This window comes from Microbispora sp. H10836, assembly GCF_012999525.1.
In the GTDB taxonomy this organism is placed as follows: domain Bacteria; phylum Actinomycetota; class Actinomycetes; order Streptosporangiales; family Streptosporangiaceae; genus Microbispora.
The window spans coordinates 934,509-950,521 of record NZ_JABBWU010000001.1 but is presented as its reverse complement, the minus strand read 5'-3'; the positions used below and the strand labels follow the sequence as shown (position 1 = coordinate 950,521).

Here is a 16,013-nt window from a genome sequence, read left to right as displayed (position 1 = left end):
GTGACTGACCAGGTGAACGATGCCGTCCAGTCGGCGGTCGAGCGGGCCGCCGCGGCGGGGCAGGCGTGGCGGGCGACGCCCCCGGCCGAGCGCGCCGCCGTGCTCGAAGGCGTCGCCGACGCCCTGCTGAAGCACGCCGAGGAGCTGTGGCCGGCCGCGGCGGAGGAGACCCGGCTGCCGGAGGCGCGGCTGCGCGGCGAGATCGCCCGTACGGCCGCGCAGTTCCGGCTGTTCGCCGACGTCCTGCGGGACGGCGGGTGGGTGGAGGCGGTGATCGACCACCCCGACCCCGGTGCCACCCCGCCGCGTCCCGACGTGCGCCGGATGAACCACCCGCTCGGCGTCGTGGCCGTCTTCGCGGCCAGCAACTTCCCCTTCGCGTTCTCGGTGGCGGGCGGCGACACGGTGTCGGCGCTCGCGGCCGGCTGCCCGGTCGTGGTGAAGGCCCACGAGGGGCACCCCCGCACCTCCGACCTGACCGCCTCCGTCGTACGGCAGGCCCTGCCCGACCCCGGCCTGCTCGGGCTCGTGCACGGGTTCGAGACGGGGGCCCCGCTGGTGCGGCACCCGCTCGTCACGGCGGTCGGCTTCACCGGCTCGGTCGCGGGCGGGACGGCCATCCAGAAACTGATCGACGAGCGGCCCGACCCGATCCCGTTCTACGGCGAGCTGGGCAGCGTCAACCCGGTCGTCGTGCTGCCCTCGGCCGACCCCGCCGAGGTGGCCTCGGGGTTCGCGGCGTCGCTGACGCTGGGGGTGGGGCAGTTCTGCACCAACCCCGGCCTGGTGTTCGTCCCCGCGGACGGAGGCTTCGAGCAGGCCGTCGCCGAGGCGGTCGGCGCGACCAGCGGCGGGCCCATGCTGACCGACAAGATCCGCGAGGGCTACCTGCGGGCGTCCGGCCGGCTGGCCGAGCGGCTCACCGTGCTGGCCGGCGGGGGCACGGTGGACGGCATCACCCCGCAGGTCTTCGCCGCCGATCTGGAGGCGTTCGCGGACGGGCTGCCCGAGTTGGCGGAGGAGTGCTTCGGCCCGTCGGCGATCGTCGTCCGCTACCGCGACCCCGGCGACCTGCCCGCCGTGCTTCGCCGGCTGCCCGGGTCGCTGACCGCGACCGTCCACGCGGCCGCGCCCGAGGAGGCCCGCGACCTCGTGCCGGTCCTGAACCGGCTGGCGGGGCGGCTCATCTGGAACGGCTGGCCCACGGGCGTCGCCGTCTGCTGGGCGATGCACCACGGCGGCCCCTGGCCCGCCTCCACCGCCCCGGCGCACACCTCCGTCGGCGCGGCCTCGATCAGGCGCTGGACGACCCCCGTGGCGTACCAGGACTGGCCGGGGGATCTGCTGCCGCCGGAGCTGCGCGACGACAACCCCCTCGGCGTTCCGCAGCGCGTGGACGGCCGCCTGCGCGTCTGACGCCGCCGCCTGGGTTTCCGCGCCGTTCCCGCTAGGGTTTCCGCGCCGCTCCCGTTTGGGGGCGGCGCGCACGCCTATCCGGGATCGAGTCCGAGGAGCCGGCCGAGGAGTGCGACCTGGTCGGCGTAGTGCCGGACGAACTCGGGGGAGCGGGGATCGACCCCGCAGACGCCTTCGACGACGTGCGGCAGCGTCGTGGTCGCCATCGCGGCGGCCATCAGCATGACGGTGAGGCAGGCCGGGTCCACCTCGTCGGGCAGCCGGCCGGCCGCCTGCCGGGCGCGGACCTCGTCCACGTAGCCCCGCAGCCGCTCCGAGCGCGGCGCCTGGTCGGGGTCGGTCGCCGGCCCTTCGTACTCCAGGCCGCTCCACGCCAGCAGCCGGACACCGTCCGGGTCGTGCAGCACCTCCAGCGCGTACCGGCGGAGCTGCTCGGGCAGCGGCGTGCCGGGCGTCACCAGCTCGCTCTGGCGCTCCCGCCAGCGTTCCCCGAGGGCCCGATAAAGGCCTTCCTTGCCGTCGAAGTAGTACGAGATCAGCTGCTGGTTGACGCCGGCCCTGGCGGCGATCGCGCTGAGCCGTGCCCCCGCGTACCCGTGCGCGGCGAACTCCACCGTCGCGGCGTCGAGGATGAGCCGGCGGGTGCGGTCCGGGTCGCGCTGCCGTTCCTGGGGTTGGGGAGACCGGCGTGGCTTCGTGGGCACGCCCCGATCGTACAGCCGGCGGTCATAATCAACCGGACGATTGACACAGTTTTAGGTTCGGTTGATTATCGGAGGGGCGGGGCCGGCGTTCTGGACGACCCCGCCGGGCACAGACGGGAGCCGCGGCGATGACCGGACCGTACGACCGCAGGACCGCCGTCCTCATCGTGGGAGGAGGCATCACCGGCCTGTCCGCCGCGCTCTTCCTCACCCGTCTGGGGGTCCGCCCGATGCTGGTCGAACGGCATCCGTCCACGGCGATCACGCCGCAGGCGCGGGCGTTCAACCCGCGCTCGATGGAGATCTACCGTGCCGCGGGCCTGGAGGAGGAGATCCGCGGGCGTCAGTCGATCCTGGCCGGTCTTCCGGAGATGATCGGCGCGGACACGCTGGCCGGGCGGGAGCGCTTCCGGGTCGACCTGCTCGCGCACGTCCGGCCGCCCGCGGCGGTCAGCCCCGCCGACTGGGCGATGATCGACCAGGACGAGCTGGAACGCGTCGTGCGCGCCCATGCCGAGGGCGGCGGCGCGGAGGTGTGCTTCGGCACCGAGCTGGTCTCCTTCGACGCCGACGACGACGGTGTGACGGCCGTCGTCCGCGACCTCGCCACCGGCGCCGCACGCCGCGTCCGCGCCGATTATCTGGTCGCCGCCGACGGCCACCGTGCGGGCGTCCGCGACCGGCTCGGCATCGGCGCGGACCGGCCCGGACCCACCACCGACGTGTCGTATTTCGTCTTCGACGCCGATCTGTCCGCCGTGCTGCGGGGGCGGCGCTTCCTGCTGGCCTACCTCGACCGGCCGGCGCCGGGCACGGTCCTGGTGCCGCTGCGGACGTACGGACGGTGGATGCTCGGGGTGCCCGCGCATCCGGAGCAGCCCCAGGGCGACTTCTCGGATGAGCGTTGCGCCGAGCTGGCCCGCCTCGCGACCGGGGTGGCGGACCTCGACGTCACCCTCGTGCCCCCCGTGCCGGGGCGGCCGGGAACGGTGTCCCGCAGCACGATCGGCGGCTGGATCGCGCACCGCTTCCGGGCCGGGCGGGTGTTCTTCGCGGGCGACGCGGCCCACGTCGTGCCGCCCGCGGGTTCGTACGGCGCGAACACCGGCATCGCCGACGCGCACAACCTGGCGTGGAAACTCGCCGCCGTGCTCGCGGGCCGGGCGGGACAGGCGCTGCTGGACACCTATGAGCGGGAACGCCTTCCGGTCGCGCGGCTGACGCTGGAGACCGCGACGCGGCACCTCGCCGGCCGCCGCACGGGAGGGGACGTCACCGGGGTCGACGACGTGACGATGATCTTCGGTTACCGGTACGACTCCGCGGCGATCATCCCGGAGACACCGGCCTTCGAGACACCGGCCCTAGAGACACCGGCCTTCGCGGCGCCGGCCGAGGATCCCCGCGCTCCCAGCGGGCGCCCGGGTCTGCGCGCACCGCACGTGTGGCTGGAGCGGGCGGGGATCAGGCTGTCCACGCTCGACCTGTTCACGGGCGCCTTCACGCTGCTGACCGGCCCGGACGGCGGGGAGTGGGCCGCCGCGGCCGCGCGGGAGGCCGGGCTGGAGGTCCATCGGATCGGCGCCGGCCTGCGCGACCCCGAGGACCGGTTCCCCGGTGCCTACGGCATCACGAAGACCGGCGCGGTCCTCGTCCGGCCCGACGGCTTCGTCGCCTGGCGCGCACGCGAACTGCCCGCGCTCCCGGGGCGCCTGTTACGGGATGCGCTGACGCGCCTGCTCGGCCTGGACGGCGCGCCGCCCGACCGGCCGGTCCTGCCGGCCTGGCCCGGCCCTCCGCCGCCCCGATAACCTGGACTTCCAGGTGTGAGGATCGGGGGTCTCGCCATGGCCGACGTGGTGGACCGGTATTTCAGCGCGTACAACGCCCACGACCTGGAGGCGGTCATGCGGTGCTACTGCGCCAAGCCCGTCACGGTCGTCCCGGGCGGGCCCGCGGAGGGCCGCTCGGAGGTGGCGTCCTACCACACCGGCATCTGGCAGGCCTTCCCCGACGTCCACGCCACGGTGCTGCAGAAGGTCGCGGACGCCGGGACCACGGCGGTCGCCGCGGTGGGGACCGGCAGGCACACCGGGCCGTTCCCGATCACCACGGGCGAGGTCCTCCAGGCCACCGGGCGGTACGTCAGCGTACGGTGCTGCTGGTTCTTCGGCACCGAGGGCGGCCTGATCGTCGACCAGCAGGTCTTCTACGACCAGCTTGAGCTGTATCTCCAGCTCGGGCTTCCGCTGGCCCGCCTCGGCGTGTGACGCGGGGGGACGCGCGGCCCCTCCGGGGGGAAGGGCCGCACGCCGCCGGCCGTCAGTGGATCTCGCCGGCCCCGGCGTGCCGGGAGACCTCCCTGCGCACGGTCGCGGCGGGGTCGATGGTCGTGTGGAGGGTCGGGGTCCAGCCCGCGTCGGAGCCGAGGTCGGGGTCGTTCTTGGCGTTGTAGGCGGCGACCAGGTCGAGCGGGGTCTCCCCGCCGCCGACCCGCAGCAGGTTGCCCTTGGCCGTCAGCGTCGTGCCGCCCCAGTTGTAGAGCAGGTCGGCGGGGTCGACGCTCCGGCTCAGCCGGAAGTAGTTGTTCTCCGCGTAGATCTGGGACTCCACACCCACGCCCAGCGCGTACTCGAAGGGCCCGGCGTCGGGCACCTGGTAGTAGTTGTTGTAGACGTGCACCTTGCCGAAGCGGACGCGCGGCAGCCGCTGGAGGTTGTTGTAGAACTCGTTGTGGTGCACGGTGACGCTGAGCTTGCCCCGGTCGGTCGCGGGGTTGTTGGTCGAGCCGATCAGCATGGTCTTGTCGTGGTCCGTGAACTTGTTCCATGACACGGTCACGAAGTCGGACCCGGCCGTGATGTCCGCCTGGCCGTCGTGCACCTGGTAGGGCCGGCCGAAGTAGAACGGCTGCGCCGAGTCGGGGTTGTCCCCGTCGCTGAACGTGTTGTGGTCGATCCAGACGTGGGTCGAGCCGGTGACCGAGATGTTGTCGTAGAGGGAGTTCCAGTTGCCCTCGGCGCCGTCGGTGGGGTCCCACTGGGGGAAGCAGTCGGCGGCGTCCTCGAACCGGATGTTGCGGATGATGACGTTGTCGGCCTTGTCCACGTGCAGGTTGACGCCCCGGATGGTCGCTCCGGGCAGGCCCACGATGGTGGTGCCGGACGGCACCTTGAGCTTGATGTACTTCGTCTGCGCCGCGGCGGAGGCGGCCCGCGCGTCCTCCAGCGGCCCGGACGGCTCGGTGTCGCGGCCCCACACGGCCGGGTCGTACGCCGCGAGGTAGCCGGCCAGCGTGTAACCGCCGGTGGCGAAGTCCGCGCAGGTCCTGTCGACGTCGACGACGCCCTTGACGTAGATGATGCGGGGGCCGGGGGAGGCGAGGGCCGCGGCCAGGCCGGCGCGGTCGGTGACCACGCGGACGTTGGCGGCGGGGGCCGCCGCGCCGCCGGTGGTGCCGGTGCCGGCCGAGGCCCAGCCGTCGCCCGCGGGCAGCGTCTGCCTGCCGAGGTCGGGCCGCGGGGCGGCCGCGGCGGGGCCCGCCCCGAGCACGGGGACGGCGGCCGCGACCGCGAGGGCGGCCGACAGGAGTAGGGATCTTCCGGGCATGACTGTCTCCGTTCTGCGATCGCTCCCCCGAAACTCGTCGCCCGGCGCTCAGGCCGGATCGGGCGACCGCTCCAGTTCGTCGAGAAGGGCGAGACCGCGGTCGATCAGCGCGGCGAGCCTGTCGATGTGCTCGGGGCTGGGATCGGACAGCGGCCGGCGGACGGGTCCCACGTCCAGACCACGCAGGCGTACGCCCGCCTTGATGAGCGAGACGGCGTATCCCGGGCCCTCGCCGCGCAGGTCGACCAGGGGCCGGTAGAAGCCCTCGATCAGACGGTTCGCGACGTCGTCGCGACCGTCCCGCAGCGCCTCGTAGCAGGCGAGCGCGAGGCCGGGGAGGAAGCAGAAGACGGCGGAGGAGTAGCGGACCACGCCGAGGTCCCGGTAGCCGGCCTGGGACAGCTCCGCCGTCGGCAGGCCGTTGAAGTACAGCATGGAGGGCGGGGCGGTCTCGATGATCCGGCGCATGAGGCCGAGATCGCCGTAGCCGTCCTTGAGCCCGATGACACCCGGGTGCTCCGCGAGCGCCGCGACCGTCTCCGGCTCGAAGACGGCGTTGTCGCGCTGGTAGAGGATGACCGGCAGCCGGGTGCCGTCCGCGATCGCCTCGTAGTGGCGGCGCAGGCCGTGCTGGCCCGCCTGCACGAGGTACGGCGGCAGCGCGAGCAGGGCCGAGGCCCCGCCGTCCTCGGCCGCTCTGGCGAACTCCAGGGCCATCGCGGTGCCGTAGCCGGTCCCGGCGACCACCGGGACGCGCCCGGCGGCCTCCTCGACGGCCGCGGCCACGCAGGCGGCGTAGTCCCGCAGGCTGAGCGAGGGGAACTCGCCGGTGCCGCAGCAGGCGAACACCGCGCCGCACCCCGCCTCGACGCCCTGCCGTACGTGCCGGCGGAACACCTCGAGGTCGAGCCGCTCCTCCTCGTCGCACGGCGTGACCGGGAAGAACAGCAGGCCGTCGAACGTCACCGGCATTCTCCGTCATCCTCCTGCGTCATCCATCTGAACCTGATTCATATTCGTGAACACCGGGACCGTACGGCGCGCGGCGGCGCGTGGTCAAGACGCGCACCCCAAGAGGGCGAATGTTTCGAAAAGGACACGGGTCCTTGACAGGACCGAGGCCCGAACATCACCGTTGATCCGTCCACGCTTGTGAACGAAGTTCAGGAATATGTCCTGACCGAGTTTCGAAAAGTCACAGAGGAGATGCGCCGGTGACGACGATGCGCCGCAGGGCCGTGCCGTACCTGCTGATCTCGCCGACGGTCGCGCTCATCGCGGCGTTCCTCGTCTATCCCATCGGCAGCGTCGCGTACTACAGCCTGCAGCACCAGAACCTCACCAGGCCATGGGCCAACGGCTTCGCCGGGCTGGACAACTTCCGGCGGATGCTGTTCGAGGACGAGCTGTTCTGGCAGAGCCTCGGTTTCACCGCAAAGTGGGTGATCGTCGAGGTCGGCCTGCAGTTGCTCCTCGGACTCGCGCTCGCCCTCATCGTCAATGAAAGTTTCATCGGCCGGGGACTCGCCCGGTCGCTGGTCTTCTCCCCGTGGGCCGTCTCCGGGGTGCTGACGACGGGCATCTGGATCCTGCTCTACACCCCCAGCACCGGAGTGCTGCGGTTTCTCGGGCAGCCGGAGGCGGCGGTCCTCGGCAACCCCGACACGGTCTTCCCGGCCGTCGTGGTGACCGAGTTGTGGCGCGGCGTGCCGTTCTTCGCGATCCTCCTGCTCGCCGGCCTCCAGGGCATCCCGGGCGAGCTGTACGAGGCCGCGGCGGTGGACGGGGCGGGCCGGACGAGGCGCTTCTTCCACGTCACGCTGCCGCACCTGCGGGACGCGATCGTGCTGGCCACCCTGCTGCGCGGGGTCTGGGAGTTCAACAACGTCGACCTGCTCTACACGCTCACCGGCGGCGGTCCCGCACAGGCGACGACCACGTTGCCGCTGTACGTGGCCCAGCGCGCCGTCGACTCCAAGGACTTCGGGTACGGCTCGGCGCTGACGATGGCGGGCTTCGTGATCCTGCTGTTCTGCTCCATCCTCTACCTCCGGCTGAACCGGTTCGGGGAGGACCGAGACCGATGAAGAGGCGAGGGTTTTCGCAATGAGCGCCGACGTCATGACCCGCCCCCGCAGCCGGGCGGCGGTGCCCGCGGGGGCACGCCGCCGTCGTTCGAAGAGGAAGGACCCCGGCCGTGTGCTGCGGCTCTACATCCCCCTCGGGCTGTATCTGGTCTTCACCCTCGTGCCGTTCTACTGGATGCTCGTGTTCGCCCTGCGGCCGGCGGGATCGACCGACCCCGTCCCCTGGCCGATCACGTTCGAGCACTTCGAGACCGTCTGGAACGACATCGGCTACGCGGTCTTCTTCAAGAACAGCGTGATCGTCGGGGTCTGGTCGCTGCTGTTCACCACGGTCATCGCGGTGATGGGCGGGTACGCGCTGGCGCGCTACCGGTTCCGCGGCCGGAGCCTGTTCATGGTCGTGCTGCTGTGCACCCAGTTCATCCCCGGCGCGATGATGCTGATCCCGCTGTTTTCGATCTTCAAGTCGCTCGGCCTGATCAACAGCCTGGGGAGCCTCGTCCTCGCCGACACCGTGTTCAACCTGCCTCTGTCGATCATCCTCATGAGCGGTTTCATCTCGGCCGTGCCGTTCACGGTGGAGGAGGCCGCGATGGTCGACGGCTGCACGCGGTTCCGCGGCTTCCTCGCGATCGTGCTGCCGCAGCTGCGGCCCGGCCTGATCGCCGTGGGGTCGTTCGCGTTCATCCACACGTGGAACAACTTCCTGTTCGCGCTGATGTTCGTCAGCAAGCAGGACAGCTTCACGATCCCCGTCGGTCTCAGCTACACGATCGGGGAGTACAGCGCCGACTTCGGGGCTCTAGCGGCCGGGGGCGTCGTCGCCGCCCTGCCGGTGGTCTGCGTGTTCGCTGTGGTCCAGCGCTATCTCGTGCACGGCATCAGCGCCGGCGCGGTCAAGGGATAGCACCCCCCACCCATTCAGAGACCAGCCTGTCGAGAGCAGGAGGACACAGATGAGAATGAAAGTGGCCTGGGCGGCGCTCGCCGTTCTCGCCGTCACCGCCACGGGATGCGGGTCGGACTCGGGCTCGGGTTCCGGCGACGGCTCCGGCAAGACGACCATCACGTTCTGGGACAACAACGGGGGTACTCGCACCCCGATCTACCAGGAGCTGATCAAGCGGTTCGAGGCGGCCAACCCCTCGATCCACGTCGAGTACGTCGGCGTCCCGATCGCGTCCGTCCAGCAGAAGTACGACACCGCCATCGCGGGCGGGGACACCCCCGACGTCGGCGGCGTCACCACGTCGTACCTGGCCAACCTGACCGGTCAGCAGGCGCTGGAGCCGGCCGACGACTGGCTGTCCAAGAGCTCGGTGAACGGCAAGCTGGCCACGCCGATGCTCGACTCGGTCCGCAAGACCGTGCCCGACGGCAAGCTCTACCTCGTGCCGGGCACCTCCAACATGGACGTGGTGTGGTACCTGAAGGACAAGCTCCAGCAGGCGCCGAGCACCTGGGACGAGTTCTTCACCAGCGCCGACGAGCTGACCAAGAAGCCCGACGAGTACGGCTACACCATCCGCGGCGGCGCCGGCTCGATCTTCCAGATCCTCGCCGAGATGTACTCCTACTCGGGCGTGGGCGAGTTCTTCGACGCCTCGGGCAAGAGCACGGTCAACGACCCGAAGAACGTCGAGTTCCTCGGCAGGATGGCCGGGCTGTACAAGAAGGACACCCCCGAGGCCGACGTCACCAACGACTTCCCGAAGATGGTCGCCGCGTTCGGCACCGGGAAGATCGCGATGATGCACCACAACCTGGGCTCCTACAACGACCACGTCAAGGCGCACGGCAAGGACAAGATCGCCGCCTTCGCGCTGCCGACCGGCCCCGGCGGCAAGCGGACCATCGTGGCCAACCCCGTGGACGGGTTCGCGGTGTTCAAGAACAGCGAGCACAAGGACGCCGCCTGGAAGTTCGTGGAGTTCCTGGTCTCCCACGACAGCAACAGCTACTGGAACCAGCAGACCGGCCAGATCCCGGCCAACACCGAGGCGCAGGGCGACTCCTGGCTGCAGGACCTCCAGCACGTGAAGACGGCCGTCGAAACGCTGAACGACCCGAACACCCAGGTCGTGTCCCCGCCCTACTACCTGCCGCAGTTCTCCTCCATCACCAAGGCCGACACCGAGCCCCTCTTCCAGAAGGTCCTGCTCGGCCAGATGAAGCCCCAGGAGTTCCTCGACACCCTGGCGCAGAAGCTGACCGACGCCCAGGCCGAATGGAAGAAGGCGACCGGCGGCTGATCGAGCCCGCCGGCATCCGGGACCGGGCCGGTGCGTCCCTGACCGCGCACCGGCCCTCCGGGCCCGGACGGCACGGTCCCTCCCGAACTCACCGACGAAAGGGAAGAGTCCATGGCGGTAGTCGAACGCGTCATCGTCACGCTCTTCACCACGGTCACCAAATCCGTGGTGGACGGGCACGGCCACCGGCATCCCGGGCCGCCCAGGGAGGTGCGGGAGGCGCTGCTGGCCGTCACCGACAGCGACGGCGCGACCGGGTACTGCCTGGCCGCGCCGGACACCGTCAGGGAGGCGGTGATCAGCGGCCACATCGGCCCCGCACTGGTCGGCCAGGACAGCCTCGACCGGGAGCGGCTGTGGCACCGCGTCGCCCGCCGGCAGCGGGGCGCCCAGGGCAACCTGTCCGACCGCGCGCTCAGCGCCGCCGACCAGGCCCTGTGGGACCTCGCGGGGCGCAAGCTCGGCCTGCCCGTCTGGAAGCTCCTCGGCGGCGCCCGCTCCGAGGTGCCCGCCTACGCGAGCACCATGTGCGGCGACGACATCCCCGGCGGCCTGGCCACCCCCGAGGACTACGCCGCCTTCGCCAAGGAGCTGGTGTCCCGCGGCTACCGCGGGATCAAGCTGCACACCTGGATGCCGCCCATGCCGTACGGCGTGGACCGCGACATCGAGGCGTGCGCCGCGGTCCGCGAGGCGGTCGGGCCGGACATCGCGCTCATGCTCGACAGCAACCACTGGTACTCCCGCTCCGAGGCCCTGACCCTCGGCCGGGCCCTCGACGAGCTGAACTTCACCTGGTACGAGGAGCCCATGGAGGAGGCGTCGGTACAGTCGTACCGATGGCTCGCCGACCAGCTGAAGACGCCGATCCTCGGGCCGGAGACCTCCTGGGGCAAGCACATGGCCCGGGCGGAGTGGGTGGCCGCGGGGGCCTGCGACATCCTCAGGGTGGGCGTCGTCGGATCCGGCGGGATCATCCCGGCGGTGAAGGCGGTCCACCTGGCCGAGTCGTTCGGCATGGACTGCGAGATCCACGGCAACGGCTCCGGCGCGCTGGCCGTGATCGGCGCCACGCTGTGCGGGCAGTGGTACGAGCGGGGGCTGCTGCACCCGCACTCGGACTACGACACACCCGCCCCGCACCTGCGGTCGATCGTCGACCCGCTCGTCGACGGCAGGGTGCGGATGCCGGACACTCCCGGATTGGGGGATGATCTGGATATGGACTACATCGCCTCCCGGACGGTGGCCAGCTGGGGAACCGGCTCACAATAGGAGGTGGACAGGCGGGTCAGGGAGGTACACATGGCGGAACCCGTGCCGCACGTGAAGTCGGCACTCCGGACGGTCGAGCTGCTCGACTTCTTCGCGCAGTATCCCGGACTGCACAGCCTCACCGACCTTCAGGGCAAGCTGGGCTATCCCAAGAGCAGCCTGCACGCCCTGCTGCGCACGCTGGTCGACCTCGGCTGGATCGAGACCGACGTCACCGGCACGCTCTACCGGATCGGCATGCGGGCTCTGCTGGTCGGGGCGACGTACATCGACGGGGACCCGGTGGTCCAGCTCGCGCACGACGCCCTGGACTGGCTGGCCGAGGTGACGGGGGAGACGGTGCACCTCGCCCGGCTCGACCACTTCGACATCGTGTATCTCGCCACGCGCGCCTCGCGGCACTACCTGCGGCCGTTCTCGCGGGTGGGCCGCCGTCTGCCGGCGAGCACCACGTCGCTCGGTAAGGCGATCCTGGCGAGCAGGGACGACGACGAGGTGCGCGCGCTGCTGCCCGCCGAGCTGCCCTCGCTGACGGCCCACACGATCGTGGACGCCGAGGAGCTGCTGGTCGACCTGCGCCGGGTGCGCAAGCAGGGCTACGCGGTGGACCGCGAGGAGAACACCGAGGGGCTGCGGTGCTTCGGCGTCGCGCTGCACATCAGCGACCCGCCGCGCGACGCCATCAGCTGCTCGGTGCCGATCCCGCGCCTGACCCCGGAGCGGGAGAAGGAGATCGCCTCCTGCCTGCTGGAGGCCCGCGAGCGCATCGAGCGCTCCGCCATGCGCCAGCGCCGGGCGTACTGACCGGCGCCCCGCCGCCCGTTCACAGGAGCCGTCCGCACCGGACGACGAGCGCCCCGGGACGTGTCGCCACGCCGCGGGGCGCTTCGCCGTGTCCGCGTGCGCGCCGCCCGGGGAACGCGTGCACCGCCGGGGAAGATCCGGCGAGCATCCCGGAAGATGCGCGGGTCACAGCCCGGACGTGACGATGACGGGGTGACGGTCGCGCTGCCTCCCGCTGCACGGGTCCACCGGCCGCGACCCGACCGGAGCCGCCGCCGTGGTGCCGGTAGCGGCCGCTTCCGTACCCAACCTATGGCGGGGTGAGAGATGACTCTGGTCGAGACCGAGACGTCAGTCGATTTCGACGGTGAGACCCTGGACATCGCGACCGTACGGCGTGTCGCGGAGAACCAGGTGCCGTGCGGCGTGGCGCCCTCCGCGCTGGCCAAGGCCGCGGCCAACAGGCGGCAGTTCGAGGACATCGTCCGGCAGGGCATCCCGGTGTACGGGGTGACCACCGGGTACGGCGAGATGATCTACATGCTCGTGGACACCTCCAAGGAGGTGGAGCTGCAGACCAACCTGGTCCGCAGCCACAGCGCGGGGGTCGGGCCGACCTTCGCCGAGGACGAGGCGCGGGCGATCGTCGCGGCCCGGCTCAACGCCCTCGCCAAGGGCTACTCCGCAGTCCGGCCCGAGCTGCTGGAGCGGCTCGCGCTGTACCTGAACCTGGGGATCACCCCGGCCATCCCCGAGATCGGCTCGCTGGGCGCCAGCGGCGACCTCGCCCCGCTGGCGCACCTCGCGTCCACGGTCATCGGTGAGGGGTACGTCCTGCGCGACGGCCGCCGGGTCGAGACCGGCCCGATCCTGCGCGAGCTCGGCATCGAGCCGCTGCGGCTGCGCTTCAAGGAGGGGCTCGCCCTGATCAACGGCACCTCGGCGATGACCGGGGTCGGCTCCCTGCTCGTCAGCAGGGCGCTGGACCAGGTGCGGCAGGCCGAGATCGTCACCGCGCTGATCTGCGAGGTCCTGCAGAGCTCCACCAGCCCCTTCGTCGCCGACGGGCACGACGTGGCCCGCCCCCACCGGGGGCAGATCGACGCCGCCGCCAACATGCGTGCCCTGCTGCGGGGCAGCCGCCTCGCCGTGGAGCACGGCGACCTGCGGCGGGCGCTCAAGGACGGCGCGGAGGCGTCGCCCGGCGCCGAGGGCGCGGGCGTCCACCGCACCGAGGTCTACCTGCAGAAGGCGTACACGCTGCGGGCGATCCCGCAGGTCGTCGGCGCCGTCAGGGACGCCGTCTACCACGCGTCCGGCACCCTGGAGATCGAGCTCAACTCCTCCAACGACAACCCGCTGGTCTTCGAGGGCAAGGAGGTCTTCCACGGGGCGAACTTCCACGGCCAGCCGGTCGCCTTCGTGATGGACTACCTCACCATCGCCCTCACGCAGCTCGGGGTCTTCTCCGAACGCCGCACCAACCGGCTGCTCAACCGTCATCTCAGCAACGGCCTTCCCGAGTTCCTGGTCGCGGGGGACCCCGGCCTCAACAGCGGGTTCGCCGGCGCGCAGTACCCCGCCACCGCGCTGGTCGCCGAGAACCGGACGATCGGCCCGGCCAGCATCCAGAGCGTCCCGTCCAACGGCGACAACCAGGACGTCGTCAGCATGGGCCTCATCGCCACGCGCAACGCCCGCAGGGTGCTGGAGAACAACCACAAGATCCTGGCGGTGGAGTACCTCTCCGCCGCCCAGGCCGTGGACCTGTCGGGCAGGTACGACGGGCTCAGCCCGGCCGGCAAGGCGGCGTACGAGATGGTGCGCTCGCTGGTGCCGACCCTCGACAGGGACCGTTACATGGCCGACGACATCGAGCTGGTCGCCGCCGCGCTGTCCCGGGGCGAGTTCGTCAACGCGGTCGCCCGCGCCGATCTCGAACTGCGCTGAGCGACCGGCCGGAACGGCGGGACCGAGAGCCGGGGAACGCCCGGGGCGGGACTCCCGCCCCGGGCGTTCCGCGTGCGGGGGCACGGACACGGCACGGGCGCGGTACGGCCACGGCATGGGCCCGTCACGGGCGCGGTACGGACACGGCATGGGCCCGTCACGGGCGCGGAGGCGGGGGAGGAGGGCGCGCGGCGAGCGGAGTGGGGCAGGACCGGCCCCGGTGGCGCGAGGCCGGGAACGGCGAACGCGCCGGATCCCGGGGGAGATCCGGCGCGCCGGTGGTCGTGGTCTCGGCAGGGGCCGCGGCCGGGGCGGCGGTGGCCGTCCCGGCGGGGCTCACAGGTCGAACAGGCTCTTCTTCGCCTGCCGCAGCTCCTCGAACGAGGACAGGTCGGGAACCGTCCAGCCGTCCAGGTCGTACTCGCTCAGGCACTCGTCGACGAACGCCTTGTAGCCGTCGACCTGGCCGTTGGCGATCTGCGCCGACAGCAGCTCCACCCTCGTGTTCTCGTGGTTGCCGGCGTAGTTGCGCTCGTACAGCTCGTGCCGGCCGCCGAACTCGGTGCCGACGGCGTCCCACAGGAGCTTCATCACCTTGATCCGCTCGACCGAGTCGATGCCGTCCGAGCCGCGCAGGTACTTGTCCAGGTACGGCCGGACGTCGGGGTTGCGGAAGTCCTCGGCGCCGGAGTTGACGTAGATGAGGCCGCTGGCGATGTCCTGCTCGACGATCTCCTTGACCCGGGGGTAGCCGATCTGCATGAACCACCGGTAGGCCAGGCCGTACGCCGGGTTGGGCAGGACGGCGCCGTTCACCCACGGGACGGGGTTGCGCGCGGCGGCGTCCGACAGGCCCCAGAACAGGTTGCGCCAGGCCAGCACCTCGCCGATGCGGCTCTGCACGCCCCGGAAGTCCTTGGTCCCGGTGATCTCCACCGCCTTGGCCAGCAGGCCGGCGATGAACTCCAGCTTCACCGCCAGCCGGGTGCACCCGTGGAAGGTGAAGCGCTCGGGGAAGCCGGACCGGCCGGTGAAGAGCTGGACCTTGCCCAGGTGCCCGTAGATGAAGACGTTCTCCCAGGGGATGAGCACCTTGTCCAGCACGAGGATCGTGTCGTTCTCGTCCAGCCGGGAGGACAGCGGGTAGTCGAACGGGCTGCCCATCACGGCGGCCATGGCCGAGTAGGACGGACGGCAGATCAGCTTCAGCCCCGGCGCGCCCATCGGCACGGTCGCGACCAGGGCGAACTTCTTGTCCTTGATCGGCAGGCCGTAGTGGGCGATGAAGTTGTAGTGGGTCAGCGCCGAGCCGGTCGCCACGACCTTGGCGCCGCTCACGACCAGGCCCGCGTCGGTCTCCTTCTCGACGTGCACGAAGACGTCGGCGACCTCGTCCGGCGGCCGGTTGCGGTCGACCGGCGGGTGCACGATCGCGTGGTTCCAGAACAGGACCTTCTCCTGCGACTCGCGGTACCACCGCCGGGCGTTGTCGGAGAAGGGCTCGTAGAACTCCGCGTTCGCGCCGAGCGTGCCGAGGAACGCGCCCTTGTAGTCGGGGCTGCGCCCCATCCACCCGTAGCTCATCCGGGCCCAGGCCGCGATCGCCCGCTGGTCGGCCACCAGGTCGTCGGCGCTGCGCGGGGTGGTGAAGAAGCTGTGGGTGTAGCCGTCGCTGCCGGTGTCGGTCGGCACGACGAGGGCGTCCCGCCGGTCCGGGTCGTGCAGGGCGTCGTACAGCCGCGCCGTCATCCGGATGGGGTTGTGGAACGCCGGATGCGTGGTGACGTCCCGGACCCGCTCGCCGTACAGGTAGATCTCGCGGTCGTCGCGCAGGCTCTCGACGTACTCGGCGCCGGTCAGGGGACGCGTCTTCCGCGGCGGAGCGTGCTCCGCCGCGAGCGGCGCGTCGTGGAGGTCTCTCATCGCCAGATGTCCCT

The 16,013-nt window shown here is 71.4% G+C and carries 13 protein-coding genes; 9 read left to right on the top strand and 4 right to left on the bottom strand.

What is annotated here, in order from left to right; genetic code table 11:
- Positions 1-1,416 (top strand): aldehyde dehydrogenase (NADP(+)), encoded by a 1,416-nt coding sequence (locus tag HHX30_RS04275; RefSeq protein WP_311922070.1) that lies wholly within the window; start codon positions 1-3, stop codon positions 1,414-1,416.
- Positions 1,417-1,490: 74 nt separating this feature from the next.
- On the opposite strand, the gene HHX30_RS04270 is transcribed toward HHX30_RS04275, so the two are convergent.
- On the bottom strand, positions 1,491-2,120 hold the full coding sequence (locus tag HHX30_RS04270; protein ID WP_169979484.1) for a TetR/AcrR family transcriptional regulator: 630 nt from the start codon (positions 2,118-2,120) through the stop codon (positions 1,491-1,493).
- A gap of 128 nt (positions 2,121-2,248) precedes the next feature.
- Between HHX30_RS04270 and HHX30_RS04265 the strand changes: the two genes are divergently transcribed.
- Both HHX30_RS04265 and HHX30_RS04260 read left to right on the top strand, forming a co-directional pair.
- Complete coding sequence (locus tag HHX30_RS04265; RefSeq protein WP_169979482.1) at positions 2,249-3,931, top strand: FAD-dependent oxidoreductase; 1,683 nt, start codon at positions 2,249-2,251, stop codon at positions 3,929-3,931.
- Between the two features lie 15 nt (positions 3,932-3,946).
- Complete coding sequence (locus HHX30_RS04260; RefSeq protein WP_169979480.1) at positions 3,947-4,390, top strand: nuclear transport factor 2 family protein; 444 nt, start codon at positions 3,947-3,949, stop codon at positions 4,388-4,390.
- Positions 4,391-4,442: 52 nt separating this feature from the next.
- Here the strand turns inward: HHX30_RS04260 and HHX30_RS04255 are convergent, their stop codons facing one another.
- Together HHX30_RS04255 and HHX30_RS04250 are read right to left on the bottom strand one after the other, a co-directional pair.
- Positions 4,443-5,729: a polysaccharide lyase family 1 protein gene (locus HHX30_RS04255; protein ID WP_169979479.1), complete on the bottom strand. Its 1,287-nt coding sequence runs from the start codon at positions 5,727-5,729 to the stop codon at positions 4,443-4,445.
- A 48-nt stretch (positions 5,730-5,777) separates the two neighbouring features.
- Positions 5,778-6,701 carry a 5-dehydro-4-deoxyglucarate dehydratase gene (locus HHX30_RS04250; protein ID WP_169979477.1) on the bottom strand — a complete coding sequence of 308 codons (924 nt, stop codon included), beginning with the start codon at positions 6,699-6,701 and terminating at the stop codon, positions 5,778-5,780.
- A gap of 251 nt (positions 6,702-6,952) precedes the next feature.
- Between HHX30_RS04250 and HHX30_RS04245 the strand changes: the two genes are divergently transcribed.
- From HHX30_RS04245 to cmdF, 6 genes are all read left to right on the top strand, one after another.
- Positions 6,953-7,816, top strand: a complete 864-nt coding sequence (locus HHX30_RS04245) for a carbohydrate ABC transporter permease (protein ID WP_169979830.1) — start codon at positions 6,953-6,955, stop codon at positions 7,814-7,816.
- 19 nt (positions 7,817-7,835) lie between these two features.
- Positions 7,836-8,723, top strand: a complete 888-nt coding sequence (locus HHX30_RS04240; RefSeq protein WP_169979474.1) for a carbohydrate ABC transporter permease — start codon at positions 7,836-7,838, stop codon at positions 8,721-8,723.
- Positions 8,724-8,772: 49 nt separating this feature from the next.
- On the top strand, positions 8,773-10,068 hold the full coding sequence (locus tag HHX30_RS04235) for a sugar ABC transporter substrate-binding protein (RefSeq protein ID WP_169979472.1): 1,296 nt from the start codon (positions 8,773-8,775) through the stop codon (positions 10,066-10,068).
- 111 nt (positions 10,069-10,179) lie between these two features.
- A complete protein-coding gene (locus tag HHX30_RS04230; RefSeq protein ID WP_169979470.1) occupies positions 10,180-11,343 on the top strand; it encodes an enolase C-terminal domain-like protein in 1,164 nt (387 codons plus the stop codon).
- Between the two features lie 30 nt (positions 11,344-11,373).
- Positions 11,374-12,147 carry an IclR family transcriptional regulator gene (locus HHX30_RS04225; RefSeq protein WP_169979468.1) on the top strand — a complete coding sequence of 258 codons (774 nt, stop codon included), beginning with the start codon at positions 11,374-11,376 and terminating at the stop codon, positions 12,145-12,147.
- A 306-nt stretch (positions 12,148-12,453) separates the two neighbouring features.
- Positions 12,454-14,076, top strand: coding sequence for a tyrosine 2,3-aminomutase (gene cmdF, locus HHX30_RS04220; protein ID WP_169979466.1), 1,623 nt, complete (start codon positions 12,454-12,456; stop codon positions 14,074-14,076).
- Positions 14,077-14,412: 336 nt separating this feature from the next.
- Here the strand turns inward: cmdF and HHX30_RS04215 are convergent, their stop codons facing one another.
- Positions 14,413-15,999, bottom strand: coding sequence for a 4-hydroxyphenylacetate 3-hydroxylase family protein (locus tag HHX30_RS04215; RefSeq protein ID WP_169979464.1), 1,587 nt, complete (start codon positions 15,997-15,999; stop codon positions 14,413-14,415).
- Positions 16,000-16,013 lie beyond the last annotated feature (14 nt).

What these genes read in the sequence shown, in the direction of transcription:
- HHX30_RS04265 (WP_169979482.1), top strand. Translation starts at nt 2,249, where the DNA reads ATGACCGGACCGTACGACCGCAGGACCGCCGTCCTCATCGTGGGAGGA.
- HHX30_RS04255 (WP_169979479.1), bottom strand. Translation starts at nt 5,729, where the DNA reads ATGCCCGGAAGATCCCTACTCCTGTCGGCCGCCCTCGCGGTCGCGGCC.
- HHX30_RS04250 (WP_169979477.1), bottom strand. Translation starts at nt 6,701, where the DNA reads ATGCCGGTGACGTTCGACGGCCTGCTGTTCTTCCCGGTCACGCCGTGC.
- HHX30_RS04245 (WP_169979830.1), top strand. Translation starts at nt 6,953, where the DNA reads ATGCGCCGCAGGGCCGTGCCGTACCTGCTGATCTCGCCGACGGTCGCG.
- HHX30_RS04240 (WP_169979474.1), top strand. Translation starts at nt 7,836, where the DNA reads ATGAGCGCCGACGTCATGACCCGCCCCCGCAGCCGGGCGGCGGTGCCC.
- HHX30_RS04235 (WP_169979472.1), top strand. Translation starts at nt 8,773, where the DNA reads ATGAGAATGAAAGTGGCCTGGGCGGCGCTCGCCGTTCTCGCCGTCACC.
- HHX30_RS04230 (WP_169979470.1), top strand. Translation starts at nt 10,180, where the DNA reads ATGGCGGTAGTCGAACGCGTCATCGTCACGCTCTTCACCACGGTCACC.
- HHX30_RS04225 (WP_169979468.1), top strand. Translation starts at nt 11,374, where the DNA reads ATGGCGGAACCCGTGCCGCACGTGAAGTCGGCACTCCGGACGGTCGAG.
- cmdF (WP_169979466.1), top strand. Translation starts at nt 12,454, where the DNA reads ATGACTCTGGTCGAGACCGAGACGTCAGTCGATTTCGACGGTGAGACC.
- HHX30_RS04215 (WP_169979464.1), bottom strand. Translation starts at nt 15,999, where the DNA reads ATGAGAGACCTCCACGACGCGCCGCTCGCGGCGGAGCACGCTCCGCCG.